This is a genomic window from Glycomyces salinus (assembly GCF_016428645.1).
In the GTDB taxonomy this organism is placed as follows: Bacteria; Actinomycetota; Actinomycetes; order Mycobacteriales; family Micromonosporaceae; genus Glycomyces; species Glycomyces salinus.
Window position 1 is genome coordinate 1 of sequence record NZ_JAELXW010000023.1, and the last position, 15,532, is coordinate 15,532.

Consider the following 15,532-nt stretch of genomic DNA (forward strand, 5'->3'; position numbering starts at 1 on the left):
GCCCAAGCACGAGCACGCTTCACCACCGAAGCAACCGAAGCAACCGAAGCCACCGAAGCGCAAACACCGGGACCCGAACCCGAACCGCACTCGGGACCTGAACGAGACCCCGAACCGGCCTGCACCGCAACACGATCCGACCCCGGACCGCCCCCATTCTTACCCCGCCCGCCGCGGAAGGCACCCGCGGCGGGGGCCAGCACACACACGACACACCAACCCGAACCCCAAACGGGGATCGGGCCCCTCGCCATGCCCGCACCTGGCACACCACCCGGCCCGCCCCATCTCGCTCCGTCGTTTCCGCAGAGCCGGACCCACGCCACCTTGACGACCTACCATCGACCTCTGCCCGCCGCCTACCTCTCTATCGTTGACGGATTGAACCCCGCCCCGACAGGTCCGCAACCCAGCTGCCGACCCGACTCTCCCACCGGCCTTGTCGTCGCCGCCCGATTGAAGCCGGGCCCCAGCTCTCTCGCGACCCGGGATGGCACCCCGAGCCAATCTCTCACTACCTATGTCGGGTATTTGACACAAATGAGTATGAGAAGCGCAGCAGGGTGATCTTGCACTGAAACACCTGAGCTAGTTACAATCTGTGAGCATGACGGATAGCGACGATGCGAATCCTGGTCCACCCCCACTCATGGAGCTCGCGAGACAGCTCGTCTCAGAACGGACCCGGCCGCGCGACGGCTACCCGAAGGGGTACACCAAGACCGAGGTTCCCACGAACATCTGCTCTGCGAAGACCTTGACGCGCTTGGAATCCGGACGGTACCGGGGCCTCAAGGTCAATACCGTGCTCGGCCTCCTACGCTTCTATCAGACGCCCTATGAGCTGGCCGATCGCATCGCTAGCCTCGCGGAGGCCGCCCGGGCCCGTGACTGGTGCGGCCACTACGCCAGCGCTCTCGATGACGGGGGTTGGTTCTACCAGCAGTGCGAGGACAACGCGAATTACCTGGTATTTCACTCGTATTCGCTGTTCCCTTCGCTCATGCAGAGCCCGGCTTACTACCGAATGCTCAGGGACACCACACAAGTCGATTTCGAAGCGGATCCTGACTGGGTCAAGGGCCTCGAGTACCGGATGGCACGACGCCAGCGATGGATCGAGTCGCAACGACCAGCCATGTTCTTGCTCGGTGAAGCTGCGCTGACCATCAGCCTCGGGTCCGAACGAGACGAGATCTTGGCTGATCTCCGTGAGATCGCGGCTCTTCCATTCGCGGATGTGCAGGTCGTTCCCTTCGCCGCTGGTCGCTACGAGCTTCAACCCTGGACGCTCAGACTGCTGGAATACGATGACGGCGAAGAGACCGTGATCAACGTCGAGTCGCCACGAGGTTCGGGTTTCGTTCCGGTCGACTCGGCGCGAGGTAAGTTCTTCACCGGTGCTCTCAAGGTGGCATCGGGCAAATCGATCTCATTGGAGGACTTCCTAAAGTGACCAGAATCGGGCATTGGCGCAAATCAAGCCGGAGCGCGAATAACCAGAGCGACAACTGTGTCGAGGTGCGCCTCAGCGGCGACACCCCGCAGGTGTCCGACAGTAAACTGGCCGACGATCGCCCCATCCTCACCGTCAACGCCGAGACCTACAAGGGCCTGCTGGCGTGGGTGAAGGACGCCTCCGGACATCCGTAGTAACCGCAGCCCGGCGTGGAGGCCAGCGGGCTGCCGTACCAGCACAACAGGAACATCACGCGTCGGCGGCGGAACCCGAGAGCCCGCCGCCGTTCGCTTCCCCGAACAACCCCGAGCGATCCCAGAGGCGCCCATGAGCAAGCCAGTCCGAGAACATCCCCTCAAGGGGCAGTTCGACACCGCCTCGGCCCGCTGGGTACGCCCGCAGACCGATGACGGCACCCCTGGCGAGCTCGAGATCGGGTTCGCCGACAATGGCCTTGTCGCCATGCGCCGCGTCGACGACCCGGACGGCACAATCCTGATCTACACCCCCGAGGAGTGGGAGGCGTTCGTCGGCGGCGTGCGCGACGGCGAACTCGACCTCAGCGTCCTGGCAGTAGACGCCCGGAACGCGACCTCGCCCGAGGGCGAGTAACCGCCGCCCTTCGACGCCACCATTCCGGCACCACGCCTGGACTTCGCAGTGGACATTATGGCCCGTCGTTTTGTCCAGTCTGCTCGAATCACCCTGAAGTCCGGCATACCCGCCGGCCAGAACAAATTCTTGTCCCGGTGTTCTCCCTGCTCTTAGGCTTATCGCAAGACCTCGGCCGGAACTGTCGTCGTCTACAAACGACCAGTCAACGCCTTCGAGGGAGGACACGGCATGACGCGACGGCAGCAGACACCGCTGGAGCCGGGCCGGGTCTACGGCGAATTCGTCAACGCGGGCGGCACGACCTTCGTGCTGCGGGCCAGCGCGGGCGGCCACCGGATGGCCGTCCACCTCCACCACGACGAGGGCCCGCAGATCGCCGTCGTCTGCTGGCCACTGCATCCCGAGGACCGCATGGTCCGCTGGCAGGGGCGCCTCTGGTCGTCCAACCCCGCCGAGTGGAAGCAGGAGGTGAAGCGCCTCGCCTTCGCCGCCATCGACGCTTCCTGTGCCCGTCCCGGAGTGATCGGCCGGAAGGCGGTCGGGTCATGAGCGACTTCGGCGACTTCCTGGACCGCAGCGTGTTCGTGCTGCACCTCCCCCGCCCCACATCCACAGGCTCCGTCGTCCGCAAGAGCGGCGGCTACCGCGCCGTCGCGTTCTCTCAGCTTGATTCCGACACCCTCGACGGCCGGGGCCTGGTGGAACCCCGGCGCGGCGTCACGGTGTCATGCTGCCTCTGCCCCAGCGTGATCCGTCTCCTGGCCTTGGGATACGGGGAGATGGCGCGCCGGGTCGAGGCGGCCAGGTGGCATTACGCCCCGGGCCGTCACCTCCACGACCGCGCCTGGTGTCCGCGTTGCCGCCCTCACGCCGGGAAGGCCGTCGCTTGATCGCTCGACACGACAGCCGCCCGGCCGGACCGGTCGCCGCGCCTCGCACAGTTGACCCGTTGCGGCGGCCGGTCCGCTCCTCCTGCCTGATCGAGCTGGGACGCATCAAGGTCGACGGCCGCGAGGTCGAACTGGTGTGGTCGACGCTCTCCGACACGGTGCTGGCCGACTTCAGCGAAGTCGAGCCGAGGCGGATCGGCACGGCGGTCATCGGCGGTCCGGCAGAACCGGCCTTCATCGCCCAGCCCAACCACCTCGACTGGCTCGGCTATGAGGACCGCGAGGCCCGAATCCTCCGCGTCGCGGTCCGCCTATACCGTCAGCAGCCAGGAAACTAGCCGTCCGAGTCGTCAGGGGGCCTCGATGCTCACGTCCGCGTTGTAATCGGTCAGGTGGAGGGTGACCGTGGCGTCGCCTTGGGCGAATTCGGCCTTGACCACTTGGAGGGTCTCGGTGTCGAACCAGACGGTGGCCTCGTTCCATTCGCCGTCGGCCGGGATGAAGTCCTGGAAGGTCTCGGGGTCGAAGGTGATCCGGTAGCGGTAGGCGTCGGCGCCGTCGACCTCCTCGGCCTCCTGGGGCTCGGCGGAGTCGTAGGCGGCCAGGAGGGCGGCGATGCCGCGGTCCTCGGACAGGATCACGGTCGGGTCGTACGGGAGCTCGTCGCCGCCGACCTCGATCTGCTGGAAGCCGCCGGTGGGGCCCTTGACCCAGGCGTCCTCGCCGATGACCACGTAGGAGACCTCGACGTCCATCCCGAAGGCGGAGATGACGCCGTCGCCCTCGGCCGAGCCGTCGGCGGTGACGGTGCCTTGGGCCGAGGACACCTCCAGGCCCTCGACCTCCCCTTCGACGTCGAGAGCGAAGTGGACGTTCTCGACCTCGGACATGGCCTGGGCGGCATCGGGGATCGTCTCGTCGGCCGCGGGCGACTCCTCGCCTCCGGAGCAGGAGGCCAGCGCGAGGACGGCCGTTGCGGCAGCGGCGAGAAGTCTGAGTTTCATACTCCGATCTTATTGGAGTGGGGCCAGAAGCCGGGAGTAGTCTGGCGGGAACTGCTGTCACCTTGCGAGCCATGTGCTTCGAGAGGATTACCCCCTGATGAGCCGGACCACCCTCACCGCAAGTGTCATGAACGCCCTCCTCGCCCCCGCCGCGGGCGGGAGGAAGCGGCCGGAGGCCGCGTGGGAGAAGGCCGTCGCCGACCTCGAGCAGTCGACCGGCTGGTCGACCACCGGGGACGAGCAGTTCGCCGCCGACCTCGGATTCACTCTGAGCCGCCTGACCGAGATACCCGGGCTGACCCCCTTCGGTTGGCAGGCGTGCCTTCGGGACGCGAAGGAGCGCCTGGAGAACCGGCTGCGCGTCCGGAACCTGTTGGAGACGCGCCCCGAGATCGCCGACGAGAAGATCGTCGACCCGGTGTTCGTCGTCGGCCTGCCGCGCACCGCCACCACGCTGGCCCACAAGGTCCTCGCGGCCTCCGACGACCACCGCGGGCCGCTACTGTGGGAGATGGTCCGGGCCGACCTGGAGAACCCGGAGGCGGAGGCGAAGATCATCAAGGCGCTCGACGGCGGCGCGAAGATGGTCGCCAAGGTCGCGCCGTCGTGGGAGGTCATCCACCCGATCCGGTCCCGGCAGCCCGAGGAGACGATGTTCGTCCTGCCGCACGGCACCTACCACCTGATCCTGCGCGGGTCCATGCCCGGGTATCGGCGCTGGCTCGGCGAACGGGACACCCTGCCCGATTTCGAGTACCTCAAGCAGACTCTTCAGGTGCTCCAGCACGGACGCGAGCCGAAGCGCTGGATCCTCAAGTACCCGGCGCACCTGAACGACATGGACACCATCCGCGAGGTCTTCCCGGACGCCAGGTTCGTGTGGACCCACCGGGACCCGACCACCGCGATCGGTTCGCTGTGCAGCCTCATGGAGACGTCCTGGTCGATGTACCAGCGCCGCCCGGACCTGCGCCAGATCGGGCAGCTCGCCCTGGAGCTGCTGGTCGAGTCGGTCGAGAAGGGCCGGGCCTCGCGGCTGAACCTGCCGACCGACGCGATCGTCGACGTCCCCTACCACCGGCTCAACTCCGATCCGCACCGCGAGGTGCCCAAGCTCTACGAAGCACTGGGCGCCAAGTGGACCGGGAAGGACGCGATGAACCTGGCGAACGTCCTGGCCCGGCCGCAGACCGACCGCCGACACGAGTACGGCCTCTCGCGCTACGGGCTGGACCTGCCGACCGTGGAGTCCGCGTTCGGCGACTACGTGCGCCTGGTCGACAGCTTCAACACCAAATTAGAGTGAGGACCACCCCTGATGAGCCGCACCACCTTCACCGCATCCGTACTGAACGCCGTGCTCCGGCCCCTCTCGGGAGGCCGGAAGCGGCCGGAGGAGACCTGGGAGAAGACCGTCGCCGAGGTCGAGAAGTCGACCGGATGGTCCACCGCCGGCGACGAGCAGTTCGCCGCCGACCTGGGGTTCCTGCTGCGCTGCCTGGCCGCGCAGCCGGGAGTGGCCCCGTTCGGCTGGACGTCGACCCTCCAGGACGCGAAGTCGCGCGTGGAGAACCGGCTGCGCATCCGGCACCTGCTCGAGACGCGCCCCGAGATCGCCGATGAGAAGATCGTCGACCCGGTGTTCGTCGTCGGCCTGCCGCGCACCGCCACCACGCTGACGCACAAGGTCCTCGCGGCCTCCGACGACCACCGCGGCCCGATGCTCTGGGAGATGATGCACACCGACCTGGAGGGCTCCGCCGAAGCCGCCAAGACGATCAAGCGCCTCGAAGCCAGCGCGCGGCTGCTGACCAGGCTCGCGCCCTCCTGGGAGGTCATCCACCCCATCCGGGTCCGGCAGCCCGAGGAGTCGATCTTCATCCTCCCGCACGACACGTTCCAGCTGGCGCTGAGGACCGAGATGCCCGAGTACCGCGAGTGGCTGACCACGAGGGACTACAAGCCCGACTACGAGTATCTCAAGCAGGCGCTGCAGGTGCTCCAGCACGGACGCGAGCCGAAGCGCTGGATCCTCAAGCACCCGGGGCACCTCAACCACATGGACGTGATCCGCGAGGTCTTCCCGGACGCGTGCTTCGTGTGGACCCACCGCGACCCGATCACGGTGATGGGCTCCTCGTGCAGTCTGATGGAGACCTCGTGGTCGCTCTACCAGCGCCGCCCCGACCTGCACCAGATCGGAAAGCTCACACTGGAGCTGCAGGCCGAGTCGATCGAGAAGGGCCGCCGCTCGCGGCTGAACCTGCCGACCGAGGCGATCATCGACGTCCCCTACCACCGGCTCAACTCCGATCCCCACAACGAGGTCCCCAAGCTCTACGAGTCCCTGGGCGCCAAGTGGACCGACAAGGACGCCGGGAACCTCGAGAAGGTGCTGGCGCGGCCGCTGCCGGACCGCCGCCACGAGTACGGGCTCTCCCGCTACGGGCTGAACGCGCCGCAGGTCGAGGCCGCGTTCGGGGACTACGTGCGGCTGGTCGACAGCTTCAACTCCCGGTGAGCTCCCCGGCGGCGTGCTCGGCTTTCCCCTGGTCGCGCTCGTTCCACTGCTCGGACTGGGTCAGGTAGAACAGGTAGGCCAGGGCCGGACCGACCACGACCGCGGCGATGCCCACGGCCACCAGAAGCCCCTGGAGGGTCGCGCGCGCACCGGCGGCCTCGGCGACGGTGACCTCGTCGACCAGCAGCCACGGGTACTGCCCGAGGCCCCATCCGGCCACGACGGCCGCCACGGCGAGCACCGCGGTGCCCCGCGCCGGGCCGAAGCGGCGCCGGGCCAGCAGGACGAGCGTGGCCGCGCCGCCGAGCGCCGACGCCGCCACCAGCGGCAGAGCCCGCCCGGTGAGACCGGCCGCCAGGGTGGGCGCGTCGTGGTCGATCGGAGCGAGGGCGACGAACACCGCCGCGCCGACCACGACCCCGACGACGAGCGTCCGCGCCCGCAGCCGCGCGGCCAGCTCCGACTTCCCGGCACGGGCCGCGTCGTGGGTCAGGAACGTCCCGGAGACGAACGCGCAGGTGCCGACCGCTATCGCACCGGTCAGCAGCGAGGTCGGATTGATCCACGACCCCCACGGGTCGCCGTGCCCGGCGGCAGGGACGCGCCCGGAGGCGATCGCCCCGGCGACGGTGCCCAGGAAGAACGGGGCGAGGACCGAGGAGGTGGCGAAGACCGCGCCGAACAGCCGGGCCTGGCCGAGGGTCTCGGCGTACTTGCGGAAGGCGAAGCTCGCTCCGCGCAGCACGATCCCCAGCAGCGCCAGCACCAGCGGCACGAACAGCGTGGTCATCGCCGCGGCGAAGGACTCGGGGAAGCCGGTCCACCAGGTGACCAGGATGTAGACGAGCCAGACGTGGTTGGCCTCCCACACCGGGCCGATGCTGGAGTCGATGAGGGTCCGCAGCGGGGCGCCGCGCCGGGTGCCGCCGGCGGTCAGGTCCCAGAAGCCCGAGCCGAAATCGGCGCCGCCGAGGACGGCGTAGGCGATGACCCCGGCGAACAGGGCGCAGGCGACGGCCAGTTCGAGCGTCATCGGGTGGCCTCCTCCTCTTGACGAAGCTTGCGAGCCATAGATTGGCACTCTTGACGAAGCTTGCGAGTCATAAATTGGCAAGGCGGTCGGGCCCGTAGGGGCTGGGCAGGTCGGTCTCGCCCTCCCGCCAGCGCCGCGCCATCGACCGCAGCACCACGATCGCGCCGACGGTCATGGTGCCGTAGACGACCGTGGAGGCGCCCAGGATCCACCACAGCCCCGCGGAGTGCTCGCCGGCGGCCTCGGTGGTGCGCATGACGCCGTAGACGATCCACGGCTGCCTGCCGACCTCGGTGGCGATCCATCCGGCCTGGAGGGCGACCACCGCCAGGGGCCCGCAGACTGCGGCGAACCGCAGAAACCACCGGTTCCGCAGCAGATCGGTGCGCCGCCATCGGAAGAACCAGTACATGACGACGCCGAGCATCAGCAGCAGTCCGATGCCGATCATGGTCTGGAAGGCCCAGTGGGTGAGGTTGACCGGCGGCTCGTCCTCGTCCCGAATCCGGTCGAGGCCGGGCACCGGCTCGCTGAGCGAGCCCATCGAGATGAGCGAGCCGAGGTACGGGATCTCCAGGGCGCCCTTGACCTCGCCGTCGATGAGCACGCCGCCGATGCGCAGCGGCGAGGCGCCGTCGTCGGTGGTCTCGGCCAGCTCGAAGGCGGCCAGCTTGGCGGGCTGGCGCTCGTCGAGGCCGTCGCCGAGGACGTGGCCGACGAAGGGCTGGGCGAGGGCGGCGACGGTGGCGAACACGAACGGGACCGTGAAGCCGAGCCGGTGGTGGCGGTCGCGCCTGCCGCGCAGCATCCCGACCGCGTAGACCCCGGCGATCGAGAACCCGACGACCATGTAGGCGGCGACCCACATGTGCGCGAACTGGAGCGCGGTGTGCTCGTTGAACAGCACCGCCCACGGCCGGATGTCGACGACCTCGCCGTCGACCACGTTGAAGCCGGTCGGGTTGTTCATCCAGGCGTTGACCGCCAGGACGCAGTAGGTGCCGATGACGCCGGTGACCGCCATGGGCGCCACCATGAACAGGTGGACCTTCGGCGGCATGCGGCCCCAGCCGTAGAGGTAGATGCCAAGGAAGATCGCCTCCAGGAAGAACGCGAGCCCTTCGAAGGCGAACGGCAGGCCCAGCACGTCGCCGAAGGTGCCCATCAGGCCCGGCCACAGCAGGCCCATCTCGAAGCTGAGGACGGTGCCGGAGACCACGCCGATGGCGAACAGGACGGCCGAGACCTTGGCCCAGCGCTTGGCCAGTCCGAGCGCGACCGGGTCGTCGCGGCGGATCCCCCGCAGGTGCATCACGAAGATGATCGCGGGGAAGGCCACGCCGAAGCAGGCCAGGATGATGTGCCATCCGAGCGAGAGCGCCATCTGCTGGCGGGCCGGAAGCAGTCCGGCCGGTTCGGCTGAGGCCAGCGTCGAGGTGGCCACATCGGATAGTTGCGTTGCGAGGTCGGCGGGCGACATGCCTTGAACGTACGCGGGCGCCCCGTCCTCCGACAGGTTCTTGTGAAAGCTTTCACAAGCCGTTTCAGGACTCGGAAACTGAACGGAACCCGCAGGTGAGAGCGCCCGCCGTGGTCAGCGGCGCCGTCTAAACTTGAACACGTTCAGTCCTCATCTCGGTCCAGGAAACCGAGGACGTGCCGCAGTCCGCGCTCGCCGGTGCGCTGCTCGGCCGGGAGGATGTAGGCGCGGGCCCCGATCGAGGCCGCGCCGCCGTCGCGGGCGGGGTTGTCGCCGACCATGAGCGCGGCCCGCGGGTCGACGCCGAGCCGGTCGCAGGCGGCCCTGAAGATCTCCGGCGACGGCTTCTCGGCCCCCACCTCGTAGGAGAGGATCCGGGCCGCGACCAGGTCGTCGAGCCCGAAGTGCTTGAGGTGCACGCCCAGGTCCCAGGCGAAGTCGCTGACGATCGCCACCGGCAGGCCCCGCCGGGCCAGCTCCCGCAGCACCGGCTCGGTGTCGGCGTACGGCACCCAGGCGTCCGGGGCGCTGAGCTGCTCGTAGGCCGCCCGTTCGCGGCCGCGCAGGAAGTCGACGCGACGCCACCATTCGAAGGTGGCCTCCCAGTGCCGCCGCGGGTCCAGATCGCGCCCGGCCTGGGCGGCGGCGACCTCGGGAAGGGCGCCGGTCTGCTCGATCTGCGCGATCGTGTCCTCGAAGAAGTCCTCGCGCTCGGTCTCGGCGGCCCGCCCGGTGGCGGCGGCGACGCGCCGCAGCCACATCCGGGCGTCGATCATGCGGAACAGGGTGTTGGAGAAGTCGAAGAGCACCGCCTCGACCGGCGGCACCGGTGCGGCGGCCTGCGCCTCGTCGATCCGGTAGGCCGCGGGTGTGTCGTAGAGTCCTCGCACCCGGCAAGGGTAGCCGCGGATGCCCACCGGGCTCCCGACCCGGTGGGGCCGGGAGCCCCCCTCCCCGCTCGGGAGGCTACTGCTCGGACTCGAACAGGGTCTCGGCCTCGATGAAGAACCGTTCGGCGGCCTCGGCCGTGGTCATCTCCTCGTACTGGACCTGCTCGTGGATCTCCAGGTACTTGGACTCGATGGCGCCGGCGGCCGCGGGCGGGGCCGCGGGCGGCGCCTCCAGGTAGTCGGCGATGCTCTCCTCGTAGTCCATGACCGCCTGCGAGTACTCGTCGAGCTCGATGTTGTCCAGCCCGGACCGGGTTGACGGGACGCCGCGGTTGGTACCGAGGATCGCCACGGCATCGGGGTCGTTGAGCAGGAAGTCGACGAGCTTCGCCGACTCCTCGGGGTACTCGGAGTTGGCGGCGATGACCCACTGCATCGACGGTTTCAGGAAGGTCCCCAGGTTGCCGGGGTCGGACGTGGGCGGGGCGGTGAGCGCCAGGGTCCCGCCGATCTCCTCGACGGTCGGGGCGATGCCGCCCAGGATGCTGTCCCAGCGGATCATCGTGCCCATCACACCCTCGGTCACACCGTCCGACTCCAGTTCGGAGGCGGCGGAGGGCTCGGGCACGTGTCCCGCCTCGACCAGCGGGAAGACCATCTCCCAGTACTCGATGAGCTCCGCCTCGGTGAAGCCGAGCTGATTGGCCTCCACGTCGTAGAAGGCCAGGCCCCTCTGGCGCAGCCACAGCTCCAGGAACAGGTAGGAGTGGGTCCAGTCCTCGGCGCCCCAGAACTCGTCGCCCATCTCGGTGCTCAGCTGAGTGACCAGGTCGGCGTAGTCGTCCCACGAGTAGCCCGCTTCGGGGACCTCGATGCCGAACTGGTCGAACAGGTCGGAGCGGTAGACCAGGCCGAGGGTGTTGGCCGCGACCGGCACGGCGACCAGGTCGCCGTCGATCCTGCCGGTGTCAAGCAGGCTCTGCTCGCGGAAGGCGCCGGTGTCGATCAGGTCGTCGAGCGGGGTGAGCAGTCCGGTGCCGCCGAACTGGCGCAGGCGCGGGTAGTCCATCTGGAAGACGTCCGGCAGGCTCTGCGAGGCCATCCGGCCGGTCAGGCCCTCCCAGTAGGGACCGTAGTCCGCGAAGCTGGTCTGGACGGTGATGCCCTCGTTCTTCTCCTCGAACAGGTCGATGGCTTCTTGGGTGATGTCGGCTCGGACGTCGTTGCCCCACCATTCGAACCCGATCTCGATCGGGTCGTCGGCGGTGCCGGAGGGCCCGTCGTCGCCGCAGGCGGCCGCGGCTCCGAGCGCCGCCGCCGCGGACGCGCCCGTCAGCAGGGTGCGGCGCCTGGCGCGGTGCGGGTGTCTGATCATCGTCGATCTGCTCCTTCGCTGTGAGGGGTCCCGCTCGCGCGGGCCACAGGATCTATTCGGTTGTTCCCTGGAGCGGCCGAGGGATGATGCCGGTGCCGGCCCGCAGAGACTTAAATCGTTTTAACACTTGATTTCGCCACCATAGAACGCGTTTTCCAAAGCTGTCAAGCTCGGCGCGGGCTTTCGGTCCGGGCCCGTCTGCCCGCCGGGGTCGATCCGGCGGGCGGACGGGGTTCGATCAGTAGGTGATGTCGGGCCGCGGCGGGGCGTCCATGTCCCAGCCGAGGAAGTAGTCGACGTGGTGGGACTGCATGTAGCCCTTGACGGTCATGTCGTTGCGGTAGGCCGGGTTGTGCGCGAGGGTGTAGAGCCCGATGTCGGTAGGCCGATCGGTGGTGAAGATGATCAGCTCGTTGCTGTCACCGTCGGGCATGATGACCTCTTCGCGCCAGTCGCCGAACACGTCGGCGATGAGGCCCGGCTGGCCGCGCGGCCCGGTGGACGCGCCGTAGTTCCAGGTGGACTCCAGTCGCGGCAGGCTGTTGCTGGGGCTGGGGTTGTTCCAGTCCCATTTCTCGATCTTGCCGTCGTTGAACAGCTCCATGCCGATGTCGCCGTCCCACCACAGGCCCATCTGCGGCCACGGGTAGAGCGAGGTGTTGGGTTCGGCCAGCTGGTTGGACGGGCCGTTGTAGACCCCGTCGAACGTCCAGACCTCCATGCCCGGGAAGCGCGGGTCGATGTCGCCGGCCATGCCGCGCCCCAGGTCGGTCACGGCGCCGTAGTGCTCCCAGATCATCTCGCCGGTGGCGGCGTCGTAGTAGTACTCGCGCAGTCCGCTCTGGTTGTTCTGCTGGATCCCGTAGCCCTCCAGGCCCGGCCGGCTCGGGTCGATGTCGGCGATGTGCCAGCGGTCGCCGTGCACGACGCCCTCGTCGCCCAGGGAGTACTTCACGGAGCCGTCGCCTTCGAGCACGAACCCGATCTCGGCGAACTCGTCGTCGCCGTCGCCGTCGACGTCGAGGCAGCGGCTGTTGTGCCCGTCCGGGTAGTTCCCGTTGCGCAGCCACTTCCACTGCATGTCGACGCTGCTGCCGTCGAAGTCCCAGGCGCTGACCATGAGGTTGAACCCGCCGTTGCCGACCCGGTTCTTCATGTAGGTCACCAGGCTCGGCGTCTCGCCATCGAGGTAGCAGGCGGCCATCCGGGCGTACATCGGCCCGTCGGAGATGTAGTCGGTCGGCACCATCGCCGCGTCCTCGAGCGCGCCGGTCCGGCCGTCGAGCATGGCGATGAACTGCTCGGTGTTGTTGCCGTGGTTGAAGGTCTGCCCGTCGCCGAAGGTGACGCCGTTGGCGATGCGGACCGCGACCTCGGAGCGTCCGTCGCCGTCGAAGTCGTAGACGGTGACCCCGTCGTTGTGGCCGACGTCGATGGTGGACGAGCCGCCCTCGATGTTGTTCTGATCGGTGCTGTTGTGGCCCATGTCGACCTCCCACAGGAAGTCGCCCTCGCTGGAGTAGGCCTCGATCGACTGCGGGGAGGTCTGCCGGTCCACCACGTAGTCGTAGGCGCCGTCGCCGTCGAGGTCGCCGACCCACACGAATTGGATCGTGCCGCCGTCGCGCAGCGGAATGCGGACGACCGGCTCGACCGCGTTGTTCGCGTCGAGCGTGAACTCACCGCGCGCGGCCTGCTCCTGGCCGTCGATGACCGGCCTGACCCGGTAGGTGTTGTCCTGGGAGAGGTCCGCGCCGGAGTCGGTGAAGTTGGTCGCTCCGGTCACGACCTGGTTGTTGATCCTGGTCTCCGAACCGCCTCCGGTGGAGCGGTAGACGTTGAAGCCGATGCCGTCCGGGTCGAGCCCGAGCAGACGCCAGCTGACCAGCACGTCGCTGCCGCTGGAGCGGACCGCCACGACCCCGCGGTCGAGGTCCTCCATCTGCCGGTCGCCCGGCGTCGGGGGGTCGTCGTCATCGTCATCGTCGTCGTCATCGTCGACGGGGATGAGGCGCCATTGCTGGTTGGCGCCGCCGTTGGAGTCGTACTGGGAGATGCGGCCGCCGACCTCGGTCGACTGTTCCCACACGTCCATGGTCTTCCCGGAGAAGCGGTTGACGAAGGTGGCGTACCCGCCGGACTCGTTGATCTCCCACTGCTGGTTGGTCCCGTCCAGGTCGTCGTACTGGGCGATCGTGGCGCCGTTGTCTTCGTTCCACTCCCACACGTCCAGGACCATCCCGGAGTGGCGGGCCTGGATCCGGTAGTAGCCGTCGCCGGAGTCGAGGAACCGGAACTGCTGGGCCTCCGAGTCGTTGGAGGTCCACTGGACCAGCTCGGCCCCCGCCGCGGTCGAGCCGCCGCTGATGTTGAGGACGAGACCGGAGTGCCGGGATTCGATGGTGTACCACGTGCCGGTCTCGAACGCCTCGGCCTTGGAGGCGCCGGCGACGCTGAGCGTGACCGCCGTCAGTGCGGCGACCGCGAGCGTGACGACGGTCAGGAGCGCGCGTCCGCGCCGGGTTGGAGTGCCGGGCGAATGCCCTCGGTATCGATCTTTAGGAAGCGTTTTCATTGTTCCTCCATGTCTGCCGTTGAACGGAAGAGCTGAACGGTTCGAACCCGCCTCGATCCGCCGAGTGCCGGAGACGGCGGAGCCGATAGCGGGCGGCGGCTCCGGGGCCGGGCGGAGCAGGAGCGCCTTTCCCCATATTTGAACATAGATAATCATGAATGGCAATGACTGTTAAAGCGATTTAACCGGCGGCGTCAGCCTCCCTTGATATGACCGCGCCCGGGCCCCGGGCCGAACCGACGCGCCGCGCCCGCGGCGGTGATCCGGCGCCCGGCTTCGGGACCGACCGGATCACCGCCGCTCGGCCGGGGTCAGTCGTGCTCCTCGCCAGGAGCGTGGGTGTGGTCGTGCTCCTCGGCCGGGCTCTCCTCGTCGTCCGCATCGGAGGGCGCCTGGCTATCGGACGGGGTCTCGCCGGTCGGCTCGTCGGTGCCCATCTCCTCGTCACCGTGATCGTGGTCGTGGCCGTCCCCGCCGCCGTGTCCGCCTTCCTCGCCGTGGCTGTGGCTGTGTTCGAGGGCGCTCACCGAGCCCTGCGCGCCCGCCGCCCCGAAGGCGAGGAACGCGACGACCACCGCCGCCCAGTAGCCGGCCGCCGCGACCCTGCCTTCGCGCTCGCGCGGCAGCAGCGACAGCGACAGGCCCGCCACGACGGCGATCTCGAGAGCGGCGGCCAGCAGGTCGGCGACGCCGACCGCCTCGGGGACGCCCGCCGCGGGACCGAAGGGCATCCCCTGGGCCCGGCTGAGGGCCCACACGCCGAGGAACCCGAGGTTCGCCAGCAGGCCGACGACCCGGATGAAGAGGTTGCCGAACCTGAGGGCGACCAGGCCCCAGACGATCTGGAAGGCCGCGGTCCCGGCGAAGAACAGCCCGGCCATCAGCCACTCCCCCCAGTGGGGCGGTGTGGCGGCGATGTGGATGGCGCCGGCGGCAAGGCTGGCGATCGCCGCGACGGTCCGCAGGAGCGAGGCGTCGGTCCGCCGGCGCCCCTGGGGCTCCGGTTCCTCGGCCTCACCCGGTCCGGGCGGGCGGGGCGGCGTGAGCGGCCGACCGGACTCGGTCGCGCCCAGCGATTCGAGGTAGTCGGCCATCTCGACGTCCACGCGGCGCAGTTGCATGGTCTCGTCGTCCACGCCGCCGGAGGTCGACCGCGGGGCGGACATGCCGGAGGGCGGCCTCCCGGCGGATGGTCGGGGTAGGCCGTTCGGGGATGAATTCATGTGCTTCCTCGGCTTCAGGTCGGGTTGCGGCGCGCGGCGCCGCAGGGGGGTCATGACTCGCGGGGCCGCCTCGGGGAGGCGCGGAATCTAGACCCGGTTGATCTGAAGCACGGTCACGGGATCGGGCGGCGAGCGGCTGTTGCCGACATCGGCGCGGGTGTCACGGCCGACCGACTCGGTCGACTCGGGAAGCGCCCAGGACCCCACCGCGACGTCGGCGGCGGTCTCGCCGGAGTCGGGAGGCAGTACCTGGCCGCAGATCTCGTCGTGATCCCGGTGGCCCGGCTGGTCCCCAGCGGGGGCGTCATGGCCGCCGTGTGCGGCGTGATCGTGATGGGCGGTCTCGAATCCGCCGAACTCGCCGTGCGGATCGAGGAGGTGACCCAGGGCCATGAGGCTGGCGAGGCAGGCGAGCAGTAGTGCCGCTCGCCTGCGATTCTGCACGGGGGTATGCACCTCTCGTCCGG

Annotated in this window: 16 protein-coding genes; 8 read left to right on the forward strand and 8 right to left on the reverse strand. The window is 68.9% G+C overall.

Annotated features, from left to right (window positions below; genetic code table 11):
• Positions 1 to 607 precede the first annotated feature (607 nt).
• The 6 genes from JFB92_RS08975 to JFB92_RS09000 all read left to right on the forward strand — a co-directional run bounded on the left by JFB92_RS08975 (position 608) and on the right by JFB92_RS09000 (position 3,302).
• Positions 608 to 1,456 carry a Scr1 family TA system antitoxin-like transcriptional regulator gene (locus JFB92_RS08975; protein ID WP_199037212.1) on the forward strand — a complete coding sequence of 283 codons (849 nt, stop codon included), beginning with the start codon at positions 608 to 610 and terminating at the stop codon, positions 1,454 to 1,456.
• On the forward strand, positions 1,453 to 1,653 hold the full coding sequence (locus tag JFB92_RS08980; RefSeq protein WP_307789071.1) for a DUF397 domain-containing protein: 201 nt from the start codon (positions 1,453 to 1,455) through the stop codon (positions 1,651 to 1,653). The genes JFB92_RS08975 and JFB92_RS08980 overlap by 4 nt, the downstream gene beginning before the upstream one ends.
• Positions 1,654 to 1,786: 133 nt before the next feature.
• The gene (locus JFB92_RS08985; RefSeq protein WP_199037214.1) at positions 1,787 to 2,071 is read left to right on the forward strand and encodes a DUF397 domain-containing protein; all 285 of its coding nucleotides are present in this window, start codon (positions 1,787 to 1,789) and stop codon (positions 2,069 to 2,071) included.
• Between the two features lie 231 nt (positions 2,072 to 2,302).
• Positions 2,303 to 2,623 (forward strand): hypothetical protein, encoded by a 321-nt coding sequence (locus JFB92_RS08990; protein WP_199037216.1) that lies wholly within the window; start codon positions 2,303 to 2,305, stop codon positions 2,621 to 2,623.
• A complete protein-coding gene (locus JFB92_RS08995; RefSeq protein ID WP_199037217.1) occupies positions 2,620 to 2,964 on the forward strand; it encodes a hypothetical protein in 345 nt (114 codons plus the stop codon). The genes JFB92_RS08990 and JFB92_RS08995 overlap by 4 nt, the downstream gene beginning before the upstream one ends.
• Before the next feature lie 59 nt (positions 2,965 to 3,023).
• Positions 3,024 to 3,302 carry a hypothetical protein gene (locus JFB92_RS09000; protein WP_199037219.1) on the forward strand — a complete coding sequence of 93 codons (279 nt, stop codon included), beginning with the start codon at positions 3,024 to 3,026 and terminating at the stop codon, positions 3,300 to 3,302.
• A gap of 12 nt (positions 3,303 to 3,314) precedes the next feature.
• On the opposite strand, the gene JFB92_RS09005 is transcribed toward JFB92_RS09000, so the two are convergent.
• On the reverse strand, positions 3,315 to 3,968 hold the full coding sequence (locus JFB92_RS09005; RefSeq protein WP_199037225.1) for an LppX_LprAFG lipoprotein: 654 nt from the start codon (positions 3,966 to 3,968) through the stop codon (positions 3,315 to 3,317).
• A gap of 97 nt (positions 3,969 to 4,065) precedes the next feature.
• On the opposite strand from JFB92_RS09005, the gene JFB92_RS09010 reads away from it, so the two are divergent.
• Positions 4,066 to 5,274 (forward strand): sulfotransferase family protein, encoded by a 1,209-nt coding sequence (locus JFB92_RS09010; RefSeq protein ID WP_199037227.1) that lies wholly within the window; start codon positions 4,066 to 4,068, stop codon positions 5,272 to 5,274.
• A gap of 12 nt (positions 5,275 to 5,286) precedes the next feature.
• Positions 5,287 to 6,489 carry a sulfotransferase family protein gene (locus JFB92_RS09015; protein WP_199037229.1) on the forward strand — a complete coding sequence of 401 codons (1,203 nt, stop codon included), beginning with the start codon at positions 5,287 to 5,289 and terminating at the stop codon, positions 6,487 to 6,489.
• Here JFB92_RS09015 and JFB92_RS09020 read toward each other — a convergent pair.
• From JFB92_RS09020 to JFB92_RS09050, 7 genes are all read right to left on the reverse strand, one after another.
• Positions 6,476 to 7,522 (reverse strand): cytochrome d ubiquinol oxidase subunit II, encoded by a 1,047-nt coding sequence (locus JFB92_RS09020; RefSeq protein WP_199037231.1) that lies wholly within the window; start codon positions 7,520 to 7,522, stop codon positions 6,476 to 6,478. The two genes, JFB92_RS09015 and JFB92_RS09020, sit on opposite strands and share 14 nt — an antisense overlap.
• Positions 7,523 to 7,589: 67 nt before the next feature.
• Entirely contained in the window at positions 7,590 to 9,002 is a 1,413-nt protein-coding gene (locus tag JFB92_RS09025; protein WP_199037233.1) for a cytochrome ubiquinol oxidase subunit I, read from the reverse strand.
• 143 nt (positions 9,003 to 9,145) lie between these two features.
• Complete coding sequence (locus JFB92_RS09030) at positions 9,146 to 9,892, reverse strand: HAD family hydrolase (protein ID WP_199037235.1); 747 nt, start codon at positions 9,890 to 9,892, stop codon at positions 9,146 to 9,148.
• A 76-nt stretch (positions 9,893 to 9,968) separates the two neighbouring features.
• Positions 9,969 to 11,267 carry an ABC transporter substrate-binding protein gene (locus JFB92_RS09035; protein WP_199037237.1) on the reverse strand — a complete coding sequence of 433 codons (1,299 nt, stop codon included), beginning with the start codon at positions 11,265 to 11,267 and terminating at the stop codon, positions 9,969 to 9,971.
• A gap of 238 nt (positions 11,268 to 11,505) precedes the next feature.
• A complete protein-coding gene (locus tag JFB92_RS09040) occupies positions 11,506 to 13,842 on the reverse strand; it encodes a rhamnogalacturonan lyase family protein (protein WP_199037239.1) in 2,337 nt (778 codons plus the stop codon).
• Positions 13,843 to 14,153: 311 nt separating this feature from the next.
• Positions 14,154 to 15,008, reverse strand: coding sequence for an MFS transporter (locus tag JFB92_RS09045; RefSeq protein WP_199037241.1), 855 nt, complete (start codon positions 15,006 to 15,008; stop codon positions 14,154 to 14,156).
• Positions 15,009 to 15,152: 144 nt separating this feature from the next.
• Entirely contained in the window at positions 15,153 to 15,509 is a 357-nt protein-coding gene (locus JFB92_RS09050) for a hypothetical protein (RefSeq protein ID WP_199037243.1), read from the reverse strand.
• Positions 15,510 to 15,532: the final 23 nt, after the last annotated feature.

Excerpts from the sequence above, each read along its gene's own strand:
- JFB92_RS08975 (WP_199037212.1), top strand. The coding sequence starts at position 608 with ATGACGGATAGCGACGATGCGAATCCTGGTCCACCCCCACTCATGGAG.
- JFB92_RS08985 (WP_199037214.1), top strand. The coding sequence starts at position 1,787 with ATGAGCAAGCCAGTCCGAGAACATCCCCTCAAGGGGCAGTTCGACACC.
- JFB92_RS08990 (WP_199037216.1), top strand. The coding sequence starts at position 2,303 with ATGACGCGACGGCAGCAGACACCGCTGGAGCCGGGCCGGGTCTACGGC.
- JFB92_RS08995 (WP_199037217.1), top strand. The coding sequence starts at position 2,620 with ATGAGCGACTTCGGCGACTTCCTGGACCGCAGCGTGTTCGTGCTGCAC.
- JFB92_RS09005 (WP_199037225.1), bottom strand. The coding sequence starts at position 3,968 with ATGAAACTCAGACTTCTCGCCGCTGCCGCAACGGCCGTCCTCGCGCTG.
- JFB92_RS09010 (WP_199037227.1), top strand. The coding sequence starts at position 4,066 with ATGAGCCGGACCACCCTCACCGCAAGTGTCATGAACGCCCTCCTCGCC.
- JFB92_RS09015 (WP_199037229.1), top strand. The coding sequence starts at position 5,287 with ATGAGCCGCACCACCTTCACCGCATCCGTACTGAACGCCGTGCTCCGG.
- JFB92_RS09020 (WP_199037231.1), bottom strand. The coding sequence starts at position 7,522 with ATGACGCTCGAACTGGCCGTCGCCTGCGCCCTGTTCGCCGGGGTCATC.
- JFB92_RS09025 (WP_199037233.1), bottom strand. The coding sequence starts at position 9,002 with ATGTCGCCCGCCGACCTCGCAACGCAACTATCCGATGTGGCCACCTCG.
- JFB92_RS09035 (WP_199037237.1), bottom strand. The coding sequence starts at position 11,267 with ATGATCAGACACCCGCACCGCGCCAGGCGCCGCACCCTGCTGACGGGC.
- JFB92_RS09040 (WP_199037239.1), bottom strand. The coding sequence starts at position 13,842 with ATGAAAACGCTTCCTAAAGATCGATACCGAGGGCATTCGCCCGGCACT.
- JFB92_RS09045 (WP_199037241.1), bottom strand. The coding sequence starts at position 15,008 with ATGTCCGCCCCGCGGTCGACCTCCGGCGGCGTGGACGACGAGACCATG.